Below are 17,570 nucleotides of genomic sequence, written 5' to 3' on the forward strand. Positions count from 1 at the left end.
GCATTCAGGACTCCTGCGCGCGGCCCTTGACCGCGAACAGGCCCTGCGGCCGCTTCTGGATGAAGACGATGATGAAGAGCAGCACGGCGATCTTGGCGAGCACCGCGCCGACGACGCCTTCCAGCGCCTTGTTGGCCAGGCCCAGGCCGAGCGCGGCCAGCACGGTGCCGGCGAGCTGGCCGACGCCGCCCAGCACGACGACCATGAAGGCGTCGACGATGTAGCTCTGGCCGAGGTCTGGGCCGACGTTGCCGACCTGGCTCAGCGCGCAGCCGGCCAGTCCCGCGAGGCCGGAACCGAGCGCGAAGGCGTAGGTGTCCACGCGGGCGGTGGGCACGCCCATGCAGGAGGCGATCGGGCGGTTCTGCGTGACGGCGCGGACGAACAGCCCGAGCCGCGTGCGCGCGATGAGCAGCGACATGCCGCCGAGCACCACCAGCGCGAAGACGATGATGACGAGCCGGTTCGCCGGCAGCGCCAGACCCGGCAGGAGGGCGAGCGAGCCGCCCATCCAGGACGGGCTTTCCACCGCGACGTTCTGCGCGCCGAAGAGCGAGCGCACCGCCTGCATCAGGACGAGGCTCAGGCCCCAGGTGGCGAGCAGCGTCTCCAGCGGCCGGCCGTAGAGCCAGCGGATGACGGTGCGCTCCAGCGCCGCGCCGACCAGCGCCGACGCGAGGAAGGCCGCCGGCATGGCGACGATGAGGTAGGCGTCGAACCAGCCGGGCAGCCAGTGGCGGAAGGCGACCTGGACGAGGTAGGTCGCGTAGGCGCCGATCATCATCAGCTCGCCGTGCGCCATGTTGATGACGCCCATCAGGCCGTAGGTGATGGCCAGGCCCAGCGCGACCAGCAGCAGGATGCTGGCCAGGCTGATGCCGGTGAACAGCGCGCCCAGGCGTTCGCCCCAGGCGAGGGTGTCCTCGACGGCGCGCAGCGAGCGCTGCAGCGCGCGTTTCACGCCGGGGTCCTGTTCGTCGGACAGGCGCTGGTTGAGCAGCAGCCGCGTCTCGGGGCTGTGCGATTCGCCGAGCAGCTTCGCGGCGGCGAGGCGCTTGGTCGCATCGGGACTCGCGGCGAGCGCGGCGGCGCGGGCGAGCTTCAAGGCGTCGAGCACGGTCGCGTCCTGCTCCTTCGCGATGGCGGTCTCCAGCAGCGCGACGCGCGCGTCGTCGCCGCCGGCGTCCATCAGCGCCTTCGCCGCGGCGAGGCGCTCGGCCTTGTCCGCGCTCGACAGATGGAGCGCGGCCAGCGCGCCGTCGAGTTCGCCGCGCAGCCGGTTGTTGAGCATCACGTCCTCGAGCGAGGACTGGACGTCCGCCGACAGCGTCACCGCCGCGCCGGTGGCGGCGTCGAGGAAAGTGCCGGCGCCGGGGTCGGTCGCGATCAGCACGCGCCGATCGGGACCGAGCTTCACGCGTTCTTCGGACAGCGCCTGCAGCAGCACGGCAGTGCGCTCGTCCGGCGCCGCGACCAGTTTGCCGAGCGCGGCGATGCGCTCCTCGGTCTCGCCCTGCGCGACGGACAGCGCCTGCGGCTGCGTGAGCGCATGGGCCGCAGCGGAGAACATCAAGAAAGCTGCTGTCAGCAGGCGCAGGAACAAGGTCATCGATCGTTCCGGTTGGTGGGGTGCGAAGGCCGCTGGCCCTCACCCCCGCCCTCTCCCGCAAGCGGGAGAGGGAGTCCGACTGGCTCACTTCTTACCCTCTCTCCCGCAAGTGGGCGAGGGAGTCCGACTGGCTCACTTCTTACCCTCTCTCCCGCAAATGGGAGAGGGAGTCCGACTGGCTCACTTCTTTACCCTCTCTCCCGCAAGCGGGGGAGGGAGTGAAGCCGCGCCCTTCTCACTCCCTCTCCCGCTTGCGGGAGAGGGCAGGGGTGAGGGGCGCGCGCAGCGCGCGGGCTCTAGGCAGTCAGCCAGAGCCCGGCCTTCACTTCTTCGCCGGCTCGTCAGGCTTGCCTTCATTCCCGGCGATATACGGGCTCCACGGCTTGGCCTTCACCGGCGCGGGCGTCTTCCACACCACGTTGAACTGCCCGTCCGCGCGGATCTCGCCGATGAACACCGACTTGTGCAGGTGATGGTTCTTCTCGTCCATCTTGGACGTGATCCCCGACGGCGCGCTGAAGGTCTGGCCGGCCATCGCCGCGATCACCTTGTCGGTGTCGGTCGACTTGGCCTTCTCCACCGCCTGCTTCCACATGTTGATGCCGATGTAGGTGGCCTCCATCGGATCGTTGGTCAGCGGCTTGTCCTTGTGGCCCGGCAGGTTCTTGGCCTTCGCATACGTCGACCACTTCTTGATGAACGCATCGTTGGTCGGGTTCTTGATCGACATGAAGTAGTTCCACGCCGCCAGATGGCCGACCAGCGGCTTGGTATCCACGCCGCGCAACTCCTCCTCGCCGACGGAGAACGCCACCACCGGCACGTCCTTGGCCTTCAGCCCGGCGTTGCCCAGCTCCTTGTAGAACGGCACGTTGGAATCGCCGTTGATCGTCGACACCACCGCCGTCTTCCCGCCGGCCGAGAACTTCTTGATGTCCGCGACGATGGTCTGGTAGTCGCTGTGGCCGAAGGGGGTGTACTTCTCGTCGATGTCGCTGTCCTTCACGCCCTTGCTCTTCAGGTAGGCGCGCAGGATCTTGTTGGTGGTGCGGGGGTAGACGTAGTCGGTGCCCAGCAGCACCCAGCGCTTGGCGCCGCCGCCGTCCTTGCTCATCAGGTAGTCGACGGCCGGAATGGCCTGCTGGTTGGGCGCGGCGCCGGTGTAGAAGACGTTCTTGCTGAGTTCCTCGCCCTCGTACTGCACGGGATAGAAGAGCAGGCCGTTGAGTTCCTCGACCACCGGCAGCGCCGACTTGCGCGACACCGAGGTCCAGCAGCCGAAGATCACCGCGACCTTGTCCTGGGTCAGCAGCTGGCGGGTCTTCTCGGCGAACAGCGGCCAGTTGGAGGCCGGGTCCACGATCACCGGCTCGAGCTTCTTGCCCAGCACGCCGCCCTTGGCGTTGATCTCGTCGATGGCCATCAGGACGGTGTCCTTGAGGACCGTCTCCGAGATCGCCATCGTGCCCGACAGGCTGTGCAGCACGCCGACCTTGATGGTGTCGGCGGCGAAGGCGGGCAGGGCGGCCAGGTTCAGGCCGGCCAGGGCGCCGGCGACGGCCAGGGTCCTGAGGGCGTGACGGCGCTGGGGGCGCTGGGGTCGGGACGTGCGGGCGGATTTCAGCGGGTGCGAGGACATGGGGAGCTCCGGTGGATGAAGGAAGACGTCGACGGACTTCGCAGGACTTCAGGAAGTGACCGGATGCTAGGAAGGAGGGGACGCGGGGCATATACGGCACATGGCGTACATCCGGGAGAATGGGCGCATGCAAGCCCATTTCCACAACGACCGCGTGTTCACCGTGCCGGGTTTCCTCTCCCCCGAGGAGTGCACCGAGGTCATCGCGCTGGCGGAGCAGAGCGGCTTCGACGCAGCGACGGTGCGGCTGGAGGCGGGGCAGCAGTTGCTGGCCCACATCCGCAACAACGAGCGCACGATGGTGGCGAGCGCCGCCTGGGTCGACCGGCTGTGGGACCGGTTGCGGCGGCTGCCGCTGCCGGAGCTCGACGGGTCGCGCGCGGTGGGCCTGCCCCGGGAACTGCGCTTCTACAAGTACTCGGCGGGCCAGCGGTTCCGGATGCACAAGGACGGGCCGTGGCGCGAGGACGGGCTGGTGAGCCGGCTGAGCTTCCTGGTCTACCTGAACGAGGGCTTCGAGGGCGGCGAGACGGGCTTCCGCGACTTCGCCGTGCGGCCCCGGGCCGGCGGCGCGCTGGCCTTCGTCCACGACACCTGGCACGAGGGCGCGCCCGTGAGCTCCGGCACCAAGTACGTGCTGCGCTCGGACGTGATGTACGCGCCGAAGGTCGACCTGGCGGCCGATTCGAAGTTCGATTCGAAGTTCGACTCCGGGTTCGACTCCGGGTTCGACTCGCGCTTCGACTCCCGATTTGATTCCCGGTTCGATTGATCTTCGGCGGTGGTGACCGCTCGTAACACCTCGAAGTAGTGTGCGTGCACCGCCGGACAGCTCATCCCGTTGATGCAACATCCCGCCCCTTGCCGGTCGAGGTCGTGACCCCCGGCAATGAGGGCCTGAGAAGAACTCCGGACAACAGGAAAGCACGAGGAGCTACCGCGATGACGATGACGACGGCGATGACGATGTCGATGACTGGAATGACGAGGACGATGCCGGCCGCGCGGCCGGACCGCGCGATGGCGCGGAGGTTCGGCGAGACGGCCAGGGCGGTGCTCGCCGCGCTGATGCTGCTGGTGACGATGCTGACGGGCTCGTCGGCCTGGGCGGCGCGCGACGACGGCCAGTGGCAGGTGCTGAGCGCACGCTACGGCACGGCGCAGCGCAACATCGACGTGACCGACCGCCTGCGCGACCTGGCGCGGCGCGACGACCGGGTGCGGGTGACCAATGAGCTGTTCGGCAACGATCCGGCCTATGGCCAGACGAAGACGCTGCGCCTCTACGCGCGCAACCGGGACGGCGACAACCGCACCTTCGAATTCCGCGAGGGCAGCGTCATCGACGGCAACGACTTCACCGACTGGCGCGGCGGCAACTGGGGCCACGGCGGCGGCAATGGCAACTGGGAAGGCGGCGGTGGCGGCGGTGGCGGCGGCCGCGACGACGGCACGTACGCCATCCTGGGCGCGCGTTACGGCGTGCCGGAGGCGAGCATCGACGTGACCGGCCGCCTGCGCGAGCTGGCGCGGCGCGACGCGAAGGTGCGCGTGACCAACGGCCTGTTCCGCGACGACCCGGCGGTGGGTCGCACGAAGACGCTGCGCATCTACGCCCGCGACCGCAGCGGTCAGGTGAGGACCTTCGACTACCGTGAAGGCGCGTGGATCGACGGCGGCCAGTTCACCGGCTGGGGCCGCGGCGACTGGGGCCAGGGCGGCTGGAACGGCGGCTGGGACGGCCGTCCGGGCAGCGTCACCAACCCCGGCGGCTACAACCCCGGCGGCCAGGGTCCGGCCCAGGACCAGCGCCTGAACATCGTGCGCGCCACCTACGGCAGCGGTGGACGCACGGTCGACGTGACGGACCGCCTGCGCAACATCAGCCGCGGCGGCGTGCTCGACATCCGTGTCGACAACGACCTGGCCAGCCGCGATCCGGCCGTCGGCGAGCAGAAGACGCTGCGCGTGACCTTCACGCTGGGTCGCGGCCGGGAACAGACGCGCGAAGCGCGCGAGGGCGAGCGGATCCGCCTGCCTTGAAGCGGCCTTGAAGCGGCCTTGAAGCGGCCGTGGGCGGCTACACGAACGCGCTCGAGATCGCCGCGTTGCCGGACGTGCGCCTGAGCGGTCCGCTGGTGCTGACCGTGCGCGGTTACGCCGGCCAGGGCCTGACGACGGGCACGCCGATCAGCGCGAGCTACTCCGGCACCTTCAACGTGCTGCCTGCCAGCGCCGTGCCGGCGCCGCAGAGTTATGCGATGTTCCTCGGTGGTCTGGCATTGATGACGCTCCTGCTCGGGAAGCGTCGCCGTCAGGATTGAGCATCCTGGGCCGGCGGCCGCTGCCGAAGCAGGCGAGCAGACCGCCCCCGCGACGGCGCCTCGATTCGGTTTGCGTCCCACGGTCCATTCGCGAGCGTGCGGGCGTGTCGCGCTCGTGCGCGGCCGCATGCGCAGGGTCGTCGAAATCAACCATCTCCACGTTGTACTGAAAGCGCGCGCCTTCGAATGGCGCGAGCAGGCCCGCCCTGACGGCGTCGCGCACCGCGAGGGCCAGCACGTCGTGAACGCGGGGAAGATCGATCGCCAGATCTTTCAACTCCCGCCCCTGCGGCAGGCAATCGCCAAGCGCTTTCACCAGCAGCTTGGTGGGCAGGCCGTGATACGCGCATCCGTCCATCAGGCGTTTCAGGTAGACCTGCAGTTGGGGCGCCGCATCCAGCGCCACCAGTCGGCGCAGCAGACTGTCGGCCTGGCCGGTCGTGCTCGGCAAGAGGATCCGTTCGAACTGGGCGTCGGTCACAGGGAACACATGGAGGAGTCTCTTCCCTGGGGCCTTCGCTGCCTTCGTCGTCCGGCAATGGGCCGTGGTGGCCAGCTCGAGAAACACGTCCAGGACACGGGGATCCTCGTGCATGAGCGCCGCATCGAGCACGTTGCCGGCACCAGGACCGCCGTGGACGAAGGTCACGAAGTCGGCGGGGGAGACATGCCCGGTCTGCAATCCCGGGAGCAGCGCGGTCACGAATGCCTTGAACGGCGCCAGCTCGCAGCCGGCGTGGACCGCGTCGCGCAGGGCAGAAGTCCGACTGAGCAGCAGGGCGTCCGCCTCGACCTTGGTGAGCCACTGTTCTTCGCGCGTGACATCGCCGTGGTTGTACCAGTAGTCCCGGATGCAATCGCAGGGACCGTGCGTGAGCAAGGCCTGTTGGAGCGGTTGCGTGGAAAGCGGCGCCGTGCCCTGGCCGGACAGGAGTTGCGCGAGCTCATTCTTCAGTCGCCCCTGGGCCCGCAGCCGACGGAGCGCGCCGAACCAGTGGCGCGCGCCGTCCACGTCCTTCGTCAGGACCAGTTCGACGATGCGCGATGGCTGCCGGATGTCGAAGGGACGGTTCAGGCGTTCCGCCAGCTGGTTGTCGGTCATGTCGGCGGCGGCGTCCATGATCAGATCCAGGTCGCTCGACGCATAGGTCGGCGGGTCTTCCGGCGGCGCGGACGGTGGGATCGGCAAGTCCGCCGGGTCGCTGGCGGGCGCGCTGATCGTGGAAGAGGTCGACGGGAGTTGCTTCATGACAACCTTCTTTGAAACGGAAAGGCGGTCAGTGCGCGCGTCGATGATCCGGTTTGTCGTCGTTCGGCATGTGGCCCGCTTTTACAATTGCGGCTGCTCATCCCCCTACGCCCACCCACCATGCCCGTCAACCTGACCGCTCCCGATCCGCAAACCCTGCTGCCCGTGCCCGGCGTGCGCCTGGGCGTCACGATGGCGGGGGTGCGCAAGGCCAACCGCCGCGACCTCACCGTGATCGCGCTCGATGAAGGCGCCAGCGTCGCCGGCGTGTTCACCGCCAACCGCTTCTGCGCCGCGCCGGTCCAGGTCTGCCGAGAGCACCTCGCCGCCGGCACGGAGATCCGCGCGATCGTGATCAACACGGGCAACGCCAACGCCGGCACCGGCGCGGACGGCCTGGCGCGCGCGCGTCAGACCTGCGACGCGCTGGCCGCGGCGCTCCAGCTCGACGCGAAGCAGGTGCTGCCGTTCTCGACCGGCGTGATCATGGAGACGCTGCCGGTCGACCGCATCGTCGCCGGCCTGCCGGCCGCGATCGCCGCGCTGAAGGCCGACCACTGGGCCGAGGCCGCCGCCGGCATCATGACCACGGACACGCTGCCCAAGGCCTGCTCGAAGCAGGTCACGATCGGCGGCAGGACCGTGACGATCTCCGGCGTGTCCAAGGGCGCCGGGATGATCCGTCCGAACATGGCGACGATGCTGGGCTTCGTCGCCACCGACGCGGTCCTCGCGCCGGAGCTGCTGCAGCCGCTGGTCAAGGAGGCGGCGGACCTGTCCTTCAACCGCATCACCATCGACGGCGACACGTCGACGAACGACTCCTTCGTGCTGATCGCCACCCACCAGGCGGGCCACGACCGGATCACCTCGCTGACCAGCGACGAAGGCCGCGCGCTGCGCGACGCGGTGGTGGCCGTGTCGCAGCAGCTGGCGCAGGCGATCGTGCGCGACGGCGAAGGCGCGACCAAGTTCATCTCCGTGGTGGTGGAGGGCGGCAAGGACGAGGCCGAGTGCCGCAAGGTCGCGTATGCGATCGCGCACTCGCCGCTGGTCAAGACCGCGTTCTTCGCCAGCGACCCCAACCTGGGACGCATCCTGGCGGCGGTCGGCTACGCCGGCATCGACGACCTCGACCAGAGCCTGATCGACCTGCACCTGGACGACGTCCACGTCGTCACGCAGGGCGGCCGCCATCCCGAGTACACGGAAGCGGACGGCCAGCGCGTCATGAAGCAGAGCGAGATCACCGTGCGCGTGGGCTTGAACCGCGGCCCGGCGCAGACGACGGTCTGGACCTGCGATTTCAGCCACGAGTACGTGACGATCAACGCCGACTACCGGTCCTGACCAGGCCTGATCAGGCCTGATCGGTCCCGATCAGAAGTCGACCGCCCGCGTCCCGCGGATGCCGCGCGCCAGCAGCGTGGCGTTGATGAGCTGCGCTTCCTCGCGGCTGCCGAAGGGCCACACGGCGGCGCGCCAGCCGTCCTTGGTCTGGAAGACCTCGCCGTGCGTCACGGCGTTGCCGCCCAGCGTGGCGCCGATCATCTCGCGCATGCGCACCAGCAGGGCCTCGGCGTCGGCCTTGTTCTTGTGCGGCTGGCTCACCAGCGCCACCAGCTTGCCGCCGGCCGCGCCGTCGCGTTTCATCAGGCTGCTCAGGCCGGTGTCGTCGACGCTCACGCGGCGCTCGGCGTCGGCGGCCGGGGCGGAGGCGCCTGGCTTGGCGGCCTCGGTCGAGCCGGCCGAAGCGGTCGAGGCGGTCCCGGGTGCTGAAGCCGCCGGCGCCGCCGCGGCGTCCTTCTCTGGCGATGGGCGTTCAGCGGCGCCTTTCAGCGCCGGGCGGATGTTCGGGATCGCGGCGACGGGTGCCGACGCGGCGGGCCCTTCGCCATTCGGCAGCGCGGACACCGCGGCGCTTGCGGCGCCCACATCAGACGCCGGGTCGACGGGCAGCACGGCAGAAGACGCCGCGGATGCCGCGGCGGCGGCTTCGGCCGCCTTGGCCGACTGCGCGGCCAGGACGGCCGCGGACGCCGCCTGAGCCGCCTGAGCCGCGGAGGCGGCCGATGCCGCCTCGGCCGCGGCGAGGGCCGCCTGCGCCTCCTTGGAGGGCTTCGAGGAGGGCCACAGCGCCCAGATCGCCGCCATCAGCACCAGCGCCGCGATGCTGCCGGCCACGCCCAGCCGGGCGGGGTCCAGCGCGCGCTGCCCCAGCACCTGATCGCGGCGCCCCACGAGCACGCGGCGGCGGGCCGGCCCCGCATCGAAAGCGGCGCTCAGCAGCACCAATTCCATCGGCCATGCACCAGCCTGGTTCGCGTCCGCGGCCAGGGCGCGTTCGTCGATGTCGACGCGGCGCAGCGGCAGGTCGTCGGGGGCGGTGGTGAAGCCGTTGTCCAGGGCCATCGCGGCCACCGCGGGGGTCTTCAACCCGGGAATGAATTCATCGATCCACGCCGGGCGCGGGCCCGAACGCAAGACCTGGCGCTGCCAGGGCAGGCGGCGCTTCGGTGGCGCAGGCGCCGCTTCGACGGCGGCACCGCCTTCGAGGCTGGGCTCCTTGGGCAGCGCCTGCGCCATGAAGGGCAGGGCCACCGCGCCGACCGTGTGCACGTCGGCGATGCCGAGCCGGCGCGCCAGCGGATGCCGGTTGTGCCAGTTCACCAGCAACCAGGCGACGACATCGGGCGACGGCCCTTCCCAAGGCGCCGCCGGGGCGGCGGGCACGGGCGCGGCGACAGGCGCGGCGGCCTCGCCGGCGGGCGGGGCGGTCGGATCGATGTCGGGCGAGGCGGGGGTATCGTCCATGGCGCCGGCCATTGTGCGTCAGCGCCCGCGGCGTCGATCGCCGCGGGACGGGGGCGAACGCCCCGGAGTTCGCCGCTTCGGGCTTGAGCGGCGGGCACGGGACTTGTATGGTGAAGCGCATGCCATCGATGCCGCCTCCCGATCCGACCCGCCCGCCCGCCTCGGCACGACCGCGTCTGCTGGTCGTGCAGGCGCTGTCGGTGCAGCCGCTGGCGGCGGTGCTCGAGGAGAGCGGCTATGAACTGCTCCGGGCCGCCGACGCGCTGGCGGCCATCGACGGCCTGAGCGCCGGCCCCGCCCTCCTGATCATGGACATGGAACTGCCGGAGCTGCCCGGCGACGGCCCGTTGACCTTGCTGCGGCGCCTGGCGGCGAGCGGGGTGCCGGTGCTGACGCTGAGCCGTCCGCGCAGCCTGCAGCCGGTGGAGGCCCTGCGGGAAGCCGGCGCTTCGGAGTGCCTGCTCAAGCCGGTCCGGATGAGCGACCTGCTGCAGCGGATCGAGGGGCTGATGTCGCCGGCGCCGACGGCCGTGCCCATCGAGCCGCGCCGGCCGACGGCCCGCATGGCGGTGCGGGAGCGCGACGGCCAGTGCACCTGGCAGACGCCGCAGGCGCGCGCGCTGATGGCGGCCCACTTTCCGCCGCCGTGGGCGGAGCACGCCCGGCTGCCGCCGGAAGTGCTGGCCTGGCTGCACCGCGAGGCGCTGCGCCGCCGCGCCGGGGCGCCGCCGTCCTCGCTGACGATCGCGCCGCGCGCGGGCGAGACGCGACAGCGGCTGAGCTTCACGCTGACGGCCGGGGACGATGCGGACATCGGCGAAGGCCACTGGCTGCTGGTGCTCGACCGCCCGGAGTGACCCGACCCCGGCACCGGGGGCTCGGACGGGATTGCCGACGGGACCTCGGATGGGGCCTCGGACCGGGCCTCGGACCAGGTCTCGGACCAGGCCTCGGACGGGACCTCCAGCAGGACATTCGATTGGCGGGACAATCCGTCCCATGCCTGCCGGAAGTCCCCTGTTCACCCCGCCCCTCGATCCTCCCGCGCCCGACGAGCGCCAGCGCTTCCTGCGCCTGCTGCGCACGGCCTTGGCGGAACGCCGTTTCCAACGCCTGCTGCTGGGCCGTCACGAGGGCGAGGACACCAGCATCGAACGGCTGACGGTGCGTGACATCGAGCTGCGCGGCGAGCGCGCGCTGAGCTTCCTGTGGCGGCACAAGACCAAGGACGTCACGAAGAACCATCCGCTCGACGAGGGCCTCGCGCTGATCGACGGCCTGCTGGGGCGCGACTTCCATCAGGCGCACCTGGACACGCTCGGCGAGGAGGTGCAGCTGCGCTTCAGCCGCAAGGGCAAGCCGCTGCTGCAGGTCGGGAAGAAGGGCGGCGCAGGCGCCCCTGCCGCGGAGGACGCGAAGGACGCGAAGGACGCGGGCGAGGCCGCGACCCCCGGCGGACACGACCGCGCCAAGCCGCGCGAGCTGTCCGCCGAACGTCCCTTCTGGCGCGACCTCGGCGTGACGCACGAGCTCAAGGGCCAGCCCGCGCTGGTGCCCGCGATGGCGCGCAAGTGGAAGCAGATCAACAAGTTCATCGAGATCTTCGGCGCGGCCGTGCGCAAGGCGGGCCTGGACGCGCCCCAGGATGCGCAACCAGGCGCGGCACGCACGGTGCGCGTGGCCGACTTCGGCTCCGGCAAGGGCTACCTGACCTTCGCGATGCACGACTGGCTGCGCACGCAAGGCCTGGCGCCGCGGGTGCAGGGCGTCGAGCTCAAGCAGGACATGGTGGCGCTGGGCAATGCGGCGGCGGCGCGGCACGGGCTCGAGGGCCTGAGCTTCGAGCACGGCGACGTGCGCGAGTGTGGCGACCAGCCGCTGGACGTGATGGTCGCGCTGCATGCCTGCGACATCGCGACGGACTACGCGATGCACTTCGGCCTGCGCAGCGGCGCGCGCATCATCATGTGCGCGCCGTGCTGTCACAAGGAGATCCGCCCGCAGATGACGACGCCGGCCGCGCTGCGGCCGCTGCTGCAGCACGGCATCCACCTCGGCCAGGAGGCGGAGATGGTGACCGATTCGCTGCGGGCGCTGCTGCTGGAGCTGATGGGCTACGACACGCAGGTGATCGAGTTCATCGCGCTGGAGCACACCAGCAAGAACAAGATGGTGCTCGCGGTGAAGCGCCCGCAAGACCCGACCCCGGCGCGGCGCGCGGAGCTGCTGGCGCAGCTCGACGAGATCAAGCGCTTCTACGGCCTGCGCAGCCAGGCGCTGGAGACCTTGCTGCGGGTGGAAGGTCGGCTCGAAGCTGCATGAGGCGGCATGAGGCGGCTTGAGGTGGCATGAACCGGCCGTGAGGCCGACGTGAAGACGCCCGCGCTGCCCAATTCCGGAGCAGACCAACAAAGGGCCTGACGGATCAACGGCTTGGGCGCGCCGACCTCAGCTTTTCCCAGGACTTGTCCACAGACGGCGGGGGCAACCGGCATGTCGATTGCCGAACACGCGCCATGTCGACCGTCCTTGCCCCTTCTCCCGCCCCAGTCCCCTGGCTGGCCCGCGTCCTCGGCGCCGCGTTGCTGATCCTGGGCTTCGTCATGCTCGCCGCGGGCGGCCTGCTGGCCTCGCTCGGCGGCAGCTGGTTCTACGCGCTGTCGGGTCTGGCCTGGGCCGTCATCGGCGCCTTGATGTGGGGGCGCTTGCGCGAGGCGGTGTTCGGCTACGCGCTCTACTTCCTCGCCACGCTCGTGTGGAGCCTCTGGGAAACGGGCCTGGACTGGTGGCCGCTGGGGGCGCGCCTCGGCGTGCCCTTCCTCATCGGCGCGGTGCTGCTCGCGCTGGTGCCGACGATGCGGCGCCATCTGCCGGTCGACGACCTGCGTCGCGTCGCGTGGCGCAGTCCGCCGGCGCTGGCGCTGGCGGCGGTCCTCGGGATCTTCGTGATCGTCGCGGTGACGTCCTGGACGCGCGATCTGCATTCGGTCGAAGGCACGATGCCGGCCAATGGTGCCGCACGTCCGCCGGGCGCGCCGGCATCGGGGGCAGCAGCGGTGCCGGAGGGGGAATGGCACGCCTACGGCCGCACCGGTTTCGGCCAGCGCTGGTCGCCGCTGGCGCAGATCACGCCGGCCAACGTCGGCGATCTGAAGCTGGCCTGGGACTTCCGCACCGGCGACGTCCGCGGCCGGCCCGGCGATCCCGTGGAGACCACCTTCGAGGTCACGCCGCTGAAGGTCGGCGAACGGCTGTTCCTCTGCACGCCGCACCAGACGGTGCTGGCACTGGACGCGACCACGGGTCGCGAACTGTGGCGCTTCGACCCGCAGGTGCGCGGACAGTTGGCGCTGCAGCATCTGACCTGCCGCGGCCTGTCCTACCAGCCGCCGGCGGACACGATGGCGGCGGCGGGGGCGCAGCCCGCGGCCTGCGCGGCCAAGCTCTTCATGCCCACCGCCGACGCGCGGCTGATCGCCCTGGATCCCGCGACCGGCAAGACCTGCCCCTCGTTCGGTCAGCAGGGCGCGGTGAACCTGATGGCCGGCATGCCCAATGCGCAGCCGGGCGCCTACTACTCCACCTCGCCGGTGGTGGTGACCCGCAAGCTGGTGATCGTCGGCGGCACGGTGCTCGACAACGCCTCGACCAAGGAACAGTCCGGCGTGATCCGCGCGTTTGACATCGAGACCGGCGCGCTGGTCTGGAACTGGGATTCCGGGAATCCCGACGCCACCGCGCCGATCGCGGCCGGTCAGAGCTACATGGCCAATTCGCCCAACATGTGGTCGGTGGCCAGCGTCGACGAGTCGCTCGGTCTGGTCTATCTGCCCATGGGCAACCAGCCGCCCGACCAGTGGGGCGGCAAGCGTTCCGCGGCGGTCGAGAAGCATTCGTCGTCGGTCGTGGCGCTCGATCTGGATACAGGCAAGGTCCGCTGGGTCTTCCAGACGGTGCATCACGACCTGTGGGACTACGACGTGCCCGCGCAGCCGGTGCTGGTCGACCTGACGGTGAAGGGCCAGCGCGTCCCCGCGCTCGTGCAGCCGACCAAGCAGGGCGAGCTCTTCGTGCTGGACCGCCGCGACGGCAAGCCGGTGTTCCCGGTGACCGAAACGCCGGCACCGCAGGGCGCGGCGGCGGGCGACTTCAGCGCGCCGACGCAGCCGGTGTCGGCGATCTCGTTCAACCCGCCGGAATTGCGCGAGCGCGACATGTGGGGCGTGTCCATGTTCGACCAGCTCTGGTGCCGCATCGCCTTCCACAAGCTGCGCTACGAGGGCCGCTTCACGCCGCCGTCCGAGCAGGGCTCGCTGATCAACCCGGGCAACTTCGGCGTCTTCAACTGGGGCAGCATCGCGGTCGATCCGGTGCGCGGCATCGCGTTCACCACACCGGCGGTGCTGGGCTTCACCTCGACGCTGGTGCCGCGGCGCGACGACACCTCGCTGCTGGTGCAGGACGGCGGGCCGCCAAAGGGCGCGCTGCCGGCGCTCAACGAGAACTTCGGCGCGCCGTTCGCCGCGAAGATGAAGCCCTTCACCTCGCCGCTGGGCATCCCTTGCCAGGCGCCGCCGTGGGGCACGGTGGCCGGTGTCGACCTGAACGAGGGCAAGGTCGTCTGGCGCCATCGCAACGGCACCGTGCGCGACCTGTCGCCGCTGCCGGTGCCGTTCAAGCTGGGCGTGCCCAGCCTGGGCGGACCTCTGATGACGGCGGGGGGCGTGGCCTTCCTGTCCGGCAGCATGGACGACTACGTGCGCGCCTACGACGTCAACGACGGCCGCGTGCTGTGGGAAAGCCGGCTGCCGGCCGGCGGTCAGGCCACGCCGATGACCTACCTCGGCGCGGACGGCCGGCAGTACCTGCTCGTCATCGCCGGCGGGCACGGGTCGACCGGGACGAAACCCGGCGACCATGTGCGCGCGTATGCCTTGGAGAAACGCTGAGGCGCGGCGGATTCCCAGGTGCGGCGACGGTGGGCCGGCTCCCTGCGGGGGGCACGGCTCAGAAGCGGGAAGGACCCTTCAAGTGCTGCCACGCGAGCGCCGCGTCCTCGCCGCTCAACTCGTCCACCTCGGCGCGGGGCAGGTGCCCGAGGATGTCCGCCACCGTCGAGGGCTTCAGCAATCTCATGTCGAGCGCATCCTTGAGCTTCGATCGGATCATGGCGGCCTGATCCCGGCCACACTGGGCGATGGCGGGCTGGCCGTCGCCGCCGGGTGCCAGCAGGATCTTCGCGAACGCCCGTTCGCTCAGGGTAACGGCGCCCGGGAGCCGCGCCGTCAACAGTCCCTTCAGATAGCTCTCCAGGGCGGTCGTCGGCTTGTCCAGATGGATGAGCCCCGGCGGTGCGCACAGGGCAGCCACGACGGTGCTTGCGTCGCGGCCCTCGGTGATCAACTGCAGGTAGGTGTTCTCGTCGATGGCTTGCCGGCGTCGCACGGCGTGGGCCGCATCCATGAAGTCGAACACGGCTTGGCCGAGGTCCTGACGCGCGGCGCAGAGCAGGAGGGTCTCTCCGTCATGCCGGGCCTGCATCAGCGACTTGAAGGGCTCGCCGCGGACGACCTTCTCCCTGCCGGCGCACGCATACGCCTGGACAGCCGCACGAAAGCGATCGGGCGTCCCAAGCACCGCGCGCAGCAGGGGTTGTGGGCCATCGCCGGTCAGCAGCGCCGCTGCGCGCCGAGGCGAAACAAGACCGGCGATGGCGGCCTGTGCGATGTGACGGATCCTGCAGCCCAGGACTTCGGGCGTGATCTTGGCGAAGGCCTGGTCCGACCGGCTTCCCCCGAGTGACAGGGTGGCGGGGAGGCCGTCCCGGGCGACCTCCTTGAGCTCGGCGTCCTGGGCCATGGCCCGCAGGCAGGCGGTGCTCGTGGCCTCGTGACCTGCGCGCACACCGACCTCGAACGCCGCCTGCAGGATGTCGAAATGCGTCCTGGCGTCGATCTCGCCGCACCACCCGCTGCGCGTCTGGATCCGTTCAAGCAGGTCCTCGGTCGTGCCCACATCGCCGTCGGCGACGGCCGCGTTGAGTCGATCCCGCAGGCTGCTGGGCGGTTCGTGTTCGATGTTGCCGTCGGTGCCCACGACGACGAAGTCGGTGACGAATGAGGGGGAGGAGGGGGCGGAGGGAAAGGCGGCTCTCATGGGGGGCTGACAGTGGCAAAGCACGTCAGTCGACGCCTGCCGCCATTGGTTCATGCGACGCACGGCGGGCATGTGGCGGGCACGTGGCGGGTGAGCGGCGGGCGCACACGGCGCTTTCAAGCCCCGGTGCCAATAAAAAACCCGGCCCCTCGTGGAAGGGCCGGGCAAGGGCGCTGTGACGCCGCCTGAACGCCCGGACTGCTGAGGGCGTGACGCTGCGGCGTGGCGAAGGGGAAGCGCATGCGCGCCGGCCATGGGCGACCCGCGATGGGACGCGGCCTGGGCGCGTGGATCGTGTGAACTCAGGTCCGCGGGGGCGGGACCGGCGCCGGGGCTGGCCTGGCCGGGCAGGAATGCGGGCAGGGACGCGGGAGCGTGGACTGCGGGCTGGCGGGCGTGCGGCGTGTCGTCATGCTTCGCATCATCGCTGTCGCCAAAGAGGTCGAGACGACAAGAACAGGGCGCAATTCCGGCCAAACAAGTGGCCGGAATTTGCGCCCATTTCCTCGCTTTCGGTGAAGCGGCGCCTGCCGCTCAGCGCGGGAGCAACTGACGGATCGCCGCCCGCGCCGCCGTGGAGATCGAACCGGCAGCGTCAGGCTGGTCCAGGATGTCGCGGACCACTCCGGCCTTCGCCGTGTCGATCTGCCGGAGCTGGAAAGCGCCGCGGCTGTCGCGACCCTGCAGGATGCCGGCCAACAGGCCCGCAGGGGCCGTCCCGGTTCGCTCCGCGTGGCTGAGGGCGTGGAGATAACTCGCCAGCGGCCCGGCGTCCTCGTTGTCGTCGCCGCACAGGACCGGCAGGACGTCGGTCGACGGTCCCGACTCGGTGACCAGACGCCTGTATTCGTCCTGGCTCAGCGCCTTGGCGTCGAGCGCCTCCCGTGCCGCGTCGAGCAGCGAGGCGATGTCCACGGGCTGCGAACGCAATGCGGCCTCGCCGAGCAGGGTGCGTCCGCGGGTGGTTGCCTGCATCAGCGACATCAGCGCCGGCCCCTGGACAGTGCCGGTCCGCGCGGCGTCTGCATAGGCCTTGACGACGGCGGCGAACACCTTGCCGTGTTGATCGCCCTGTCGCACTGCTTTCTGTGCCAGGGAGAGCCCGCCCGTCGCTCCCTGCATCAGCGCGAGGCCTCGTTTCGGACCCACGAGGTCCGCACGCATGAACGTCGCGATACGCTCGATGAAGCGGGCGGCGGCCGCGGGCCGCCGATCGTCCGTCGGCCACCCCGCCTGGCCCAGAAGCGCCGGCATGGAGGCTTCGAGCCGTTTCGCCACGGTGTCTTCCGACCATCGGCCCCCGCCATGGCGGTGCTTTTGCGACATGACCTTCTTGAGGGCGACCAGGGCGTCGACATACACCGCCGCCGCAGGATTGGCGCGGCTCAGCGCGCTGTCGCCGAGCGCGTCGAGGAGATGCCGCAGGCACTGGTCGACATCGATCTTGCGCCGGTCGGTCTGATCCCGCAGCAGGTCGATGGCTGCTCGCGCGCGGTCCGGGTTGGCCTCCTGGAGTGCGATGCGCAACTCGTCGACCGGCTGATGGGGGATGGGCGCGTCGGTTTCGTCGACGATCTCCCAGTCATCGATCAGGGAGGGGGTGGCGGAGGCGGGCAGGGGATGCATGGCGACGTCGGACACAGTGGTTGGACTGATCAGTTGTCCGATGCGACCCTTTCGGTTCGCTCCACGGCGTTGCCACAAGCGACAGGCCCGGCGCGCACGAGGCGGACCGGGCCTGGATTCGATCCGTCCGGTGCGCGATCGCGCACCGGCGGG

General features: G+C 70.5%; 13 protein-coding genes. 7 read left to right on the plus strand and 6 right to left on the minus strand.

Annotation, left to right across the window (positions count from 1 at the left end; all coding sequences use genetic code 11):
- Positions 1–4 precede the first annotated feature (4 nt).
- Positions 5–1,609, minus strand: coding sequence for an urea ABC transporter permease subunit UrtB (gene urtB / locus AC07O8_RS05865; RefSeq protein ID WP_495047145.1), 1,605 nt, complete (start codon positions 1,607–1,609; stop codon positions 5–7).
- A 322-nt stretch (positions 1,610–1,931) separates the two neighbouring features.
- Positions 1,932–3,248: an urea ABC transporter substrate-binding protein gene (urtA, locus tag AC07O8_RS05870; RefSeq protein WP_495047146.1), complete on the minus strand. Its 1,317-nt coding sequence runs from the start codon at positions 3,246–3,248 to the stop codon at positions 1,932–1,934.
- A 127-nt stretch (positions 3,249–3,375) separates the two neighbouring features.
- Between urtA and AC07O8_RS05875 the strand changes: the two genes are divergently transcribed.
- The 3 genes from AC07O8_RS05875 (at position 3,376) to AC07O8_RS05885 (ending at position 5,572) form a co-directional block, all read left to right on the plus strand.
- Positions 3,376–4,020, plus strand: a complete 645-nt coding sequence (locus AC07O8_RS05875) for a prolyl hydroxylase family protein (protein WP_495047147.1) — start codon at positions 3,376–3,378, stop codon at positions 4,018–4,020.
- 170 nt (positions 4,021–4,190) lie between these two features.
- Positions 4,191–5,291 (plus strand): DnaJ-like protein C-terminal domain-containing protein, encoded by a 1,101-nt coding sequence (locus AC07O8_RS05880; protein WP_495047148.1) that lies wholly within the window; start codon positions 4,191–4,193, stop codon positions 5,289–5,291.
- 29 nt (positions 5,292–5,320) lie between these two features.
- Positions 5,321–5,572 (plus strand): hypothetical protein, encoded by a 252-nt coding sequence (locus AC07O8_RS05885; RefSeq protein ID WP_495047149.1) that lies wholly within the window; start codon positions 5,321–5,323, stop codon positions 5,570–5,572.
- On the opposite strand, the gene AC07O8_RS05890 is transcribed toward AC07O8_RS05885, so the two are convergent.
- Complete coding sequence (locus AC07O8_RS05890; protein ID WP_495047150.1) at positions 5,463–6,821, minus strand: hypothetical protein; 1,359 nt, start codon at positions 6,819–6,821, stop codon at positions 5,463–5,465. The two genes, AC07O8_RS05885 and AC07O8_RS05890, sit on opposite strands and share 110 nt — an antisense overlap.
- Before the next feature lie 120 nt (positions 6,822–6,941).
- Between AC07O8_RS05890 and argJ the strand changes: the two genes are divergently transcribed.
- A complete protein-coding gene (gene argJ, locus AC07O8_RS05895; RefSeq protein ID WP_495047151.1) occupies positions 6,942–8,171 on the plus strand; it encodes a bifunctional glutamate N-acetyltransferase/amino-acid acetyltransferase ArgJ in 1,230 nt (409 codons plus the stop codon).
- Positions 8,172–8,201: 30 nt separating this feature from the next.
- On the opposite strand, the gene AC07O8_RS05900 is transcribed toward argJ, so the two are convergent.
- Positions 8,202–9,635: a hypothetical protein gene (locus AC07O8_RS05900; protein WP_495047152.1), complete on the minus strand. Its 1,434-nt coding sequence runs from the start codon at positions 9,633–9,635 to the stop codon at positions 8,202–8,204.
- A 119-nt stretch (positions 9,636–9,754) separates the two neighbouring features.
- Here AC07O8_RS05900 and AC07O8_RS05905 point away from each other — a divergent pair, with 119 nt between their 5' ends.
- The 3 genes from AC07O8_RS05905 to AC07O8_RS05915 all read left to right on the plus strand — a co-directional run bounded on the left by AC07O8_RS05905 (position 9,755) and on the right by AC07O8_RS05915 (position 14,584).
- Complete coding sequence (locus AC07O8_RS05905) at positions 9,755–10,492, plus strand: response regulator (protein WP_495047153.1); 738 nt, start codon at positions 9,755–9,757, stop codon at positions 10,490–10,492.
- A 142-nt stretch (positions 10,493–10,634) separates the two neighbouring features.
- The gene (locus AC07O8_RS05910; RefSeq protein ID WP_495047154.1) at positions 10,635–11,957 is read left to right on the plus strand and encodes a class I SAM-dependent methyltransferase; all 1,323 of its coding nucleotides are present in this window, start codon (positions 10,635–10,637) and stop codon (positions 11,955–11,957) included.
- Positions 11,958–12,151: 194 nt separating this feature from the next.
- Positions 12,152–14,584 carry a membrane-bound PQQ-dependent dehydrogenase, glucose/quinate/shikimate family gene (locus AC07O8_RS05915; RefSeq protein ID WP_495047155.1) on the plus strand — a complete coding sequence of 811 codons (2,433 nt, stop codon included), beginning with the start codon at positions 12,152–12,154 and terminating at the stop codon, positions 14,582–14,584.
- Positions 14,585–14,642: 58 nt separating this feature from the next.
- On the opposite strand, the gene AC07O8_RS05920 is transcribed toward AC07O8_RS05915, so the two are convergent.
- Positions 14,643–15,863 carry a hypothetical protein gene (locus AC07O8_RS05920; RefSeq protein WP_495047156.1) on the minus strand — a complete coding sequence of 407 codons (1,221 nt, stop codon included), beginning with the start codon at positions 15,861–15,863 and terminating at the stop codon, positions 14,643–14,645.
- 462 nt (positions 15,864–16,325) lie between these two features.
- Positions 16,326–17,432 carry a hypothetical protein gene (locus tag AC07O8_RS05925; protein WP_495047157.1) on the minus strand — a complete coding sequence of 369 codons (1,107 nt, stop codon included), beginning with the start codon at positions 17,430–17,432 and terminating at the stop codon, positions 16,326–16,328.
- Positions 17,433–17,570 lie beyond the last annotated feature (138 nt).

This window comes from Roseateles sp. GW821-FHT09G09 (assembly GCF_059415965.1).

Excerpts from the sequence above, each read along its gene's own strand:
- AC07O8_RS05920 (WP_495047156.1), bottom strand. The coding sequence starts at position 15,863 with ATGCCCGCCGTGCGTCGCATGAACCAATGGCGGCAGGCGTCGACTGAC.
- AC07O8_RS05880 (WP_495047148.1), top strand. The coding sequence starts at position 4,191 with ATGACGATGACGACGGCGATGACGATGTCGATGACTGGAATGACGAGG.
- urtA (WP_495047146.1), bottom strand. The coding sequence starts at position 3,248 with ATGTCCTCGCACCCGCTGAAATCCGCCCGCACGTCCCGACCCCAGCGC.
- AC07O8_RS05910 (WP_495047154.1), top strand. The coding sequence starts at position 10,635 with ATGCCTGCCGGAAGTCCCCTGTTCACCCCGCCCCTCGATCCTCCCGCG.
- urtB (WP_495047145.1), bottom strand. The coding sequence starts at position 1,609 with ATGACCTTGTTCCTGCGCCTGCTGACAGCAGCTTTCTTGATGTTCTCC.
- AC07O8_RS05905 (WP_495047153.1), top strand. The coding sequence starts at position 9,755 with ATGCCATCGATGCCGCCTCCCGATCCGACCCGCCCGCCCGCCTCGGCA.
- AC07O8_RS05890 (WP_495047150.1), bottom strand. The coding sequence starts at position 6,821 with ATGAAGCAACTCCCGTCGACCTCTTCCACGATCAGCGCGCCCGCCAGC.
- AC07O8_RS05900 (WP_495047152.1), bottom strand. The coding sequence starts at position 9,635 with ATGGACGATACCCCCGCCTCGCCCGACATCGATCCGACCGCCCCGCCC.
- AC07O8_RS05915 (WP_495047155.1), top strand. The coding sequence starts at position 12,152 with ATGTCGACCGTCCTTGCCCCTTCTCCCGCCCCAGTCCCCTGGCTGGCC.
- argJ (WP_495047151.1), top strand. The coding sequence starts at position 6,942 with ATGCCCGTCAACCTGACCGCTCCCGATCCGCAAACCCTGCTGCCCGTG.
- AC07O8_RS05875 (WP_495047147.1), top strand. The coding sequence starts at position 3,376 with ATGCAAGCCCATTTCCACAACGACCGCGTGTTCACCGTGCCGGGTTTC.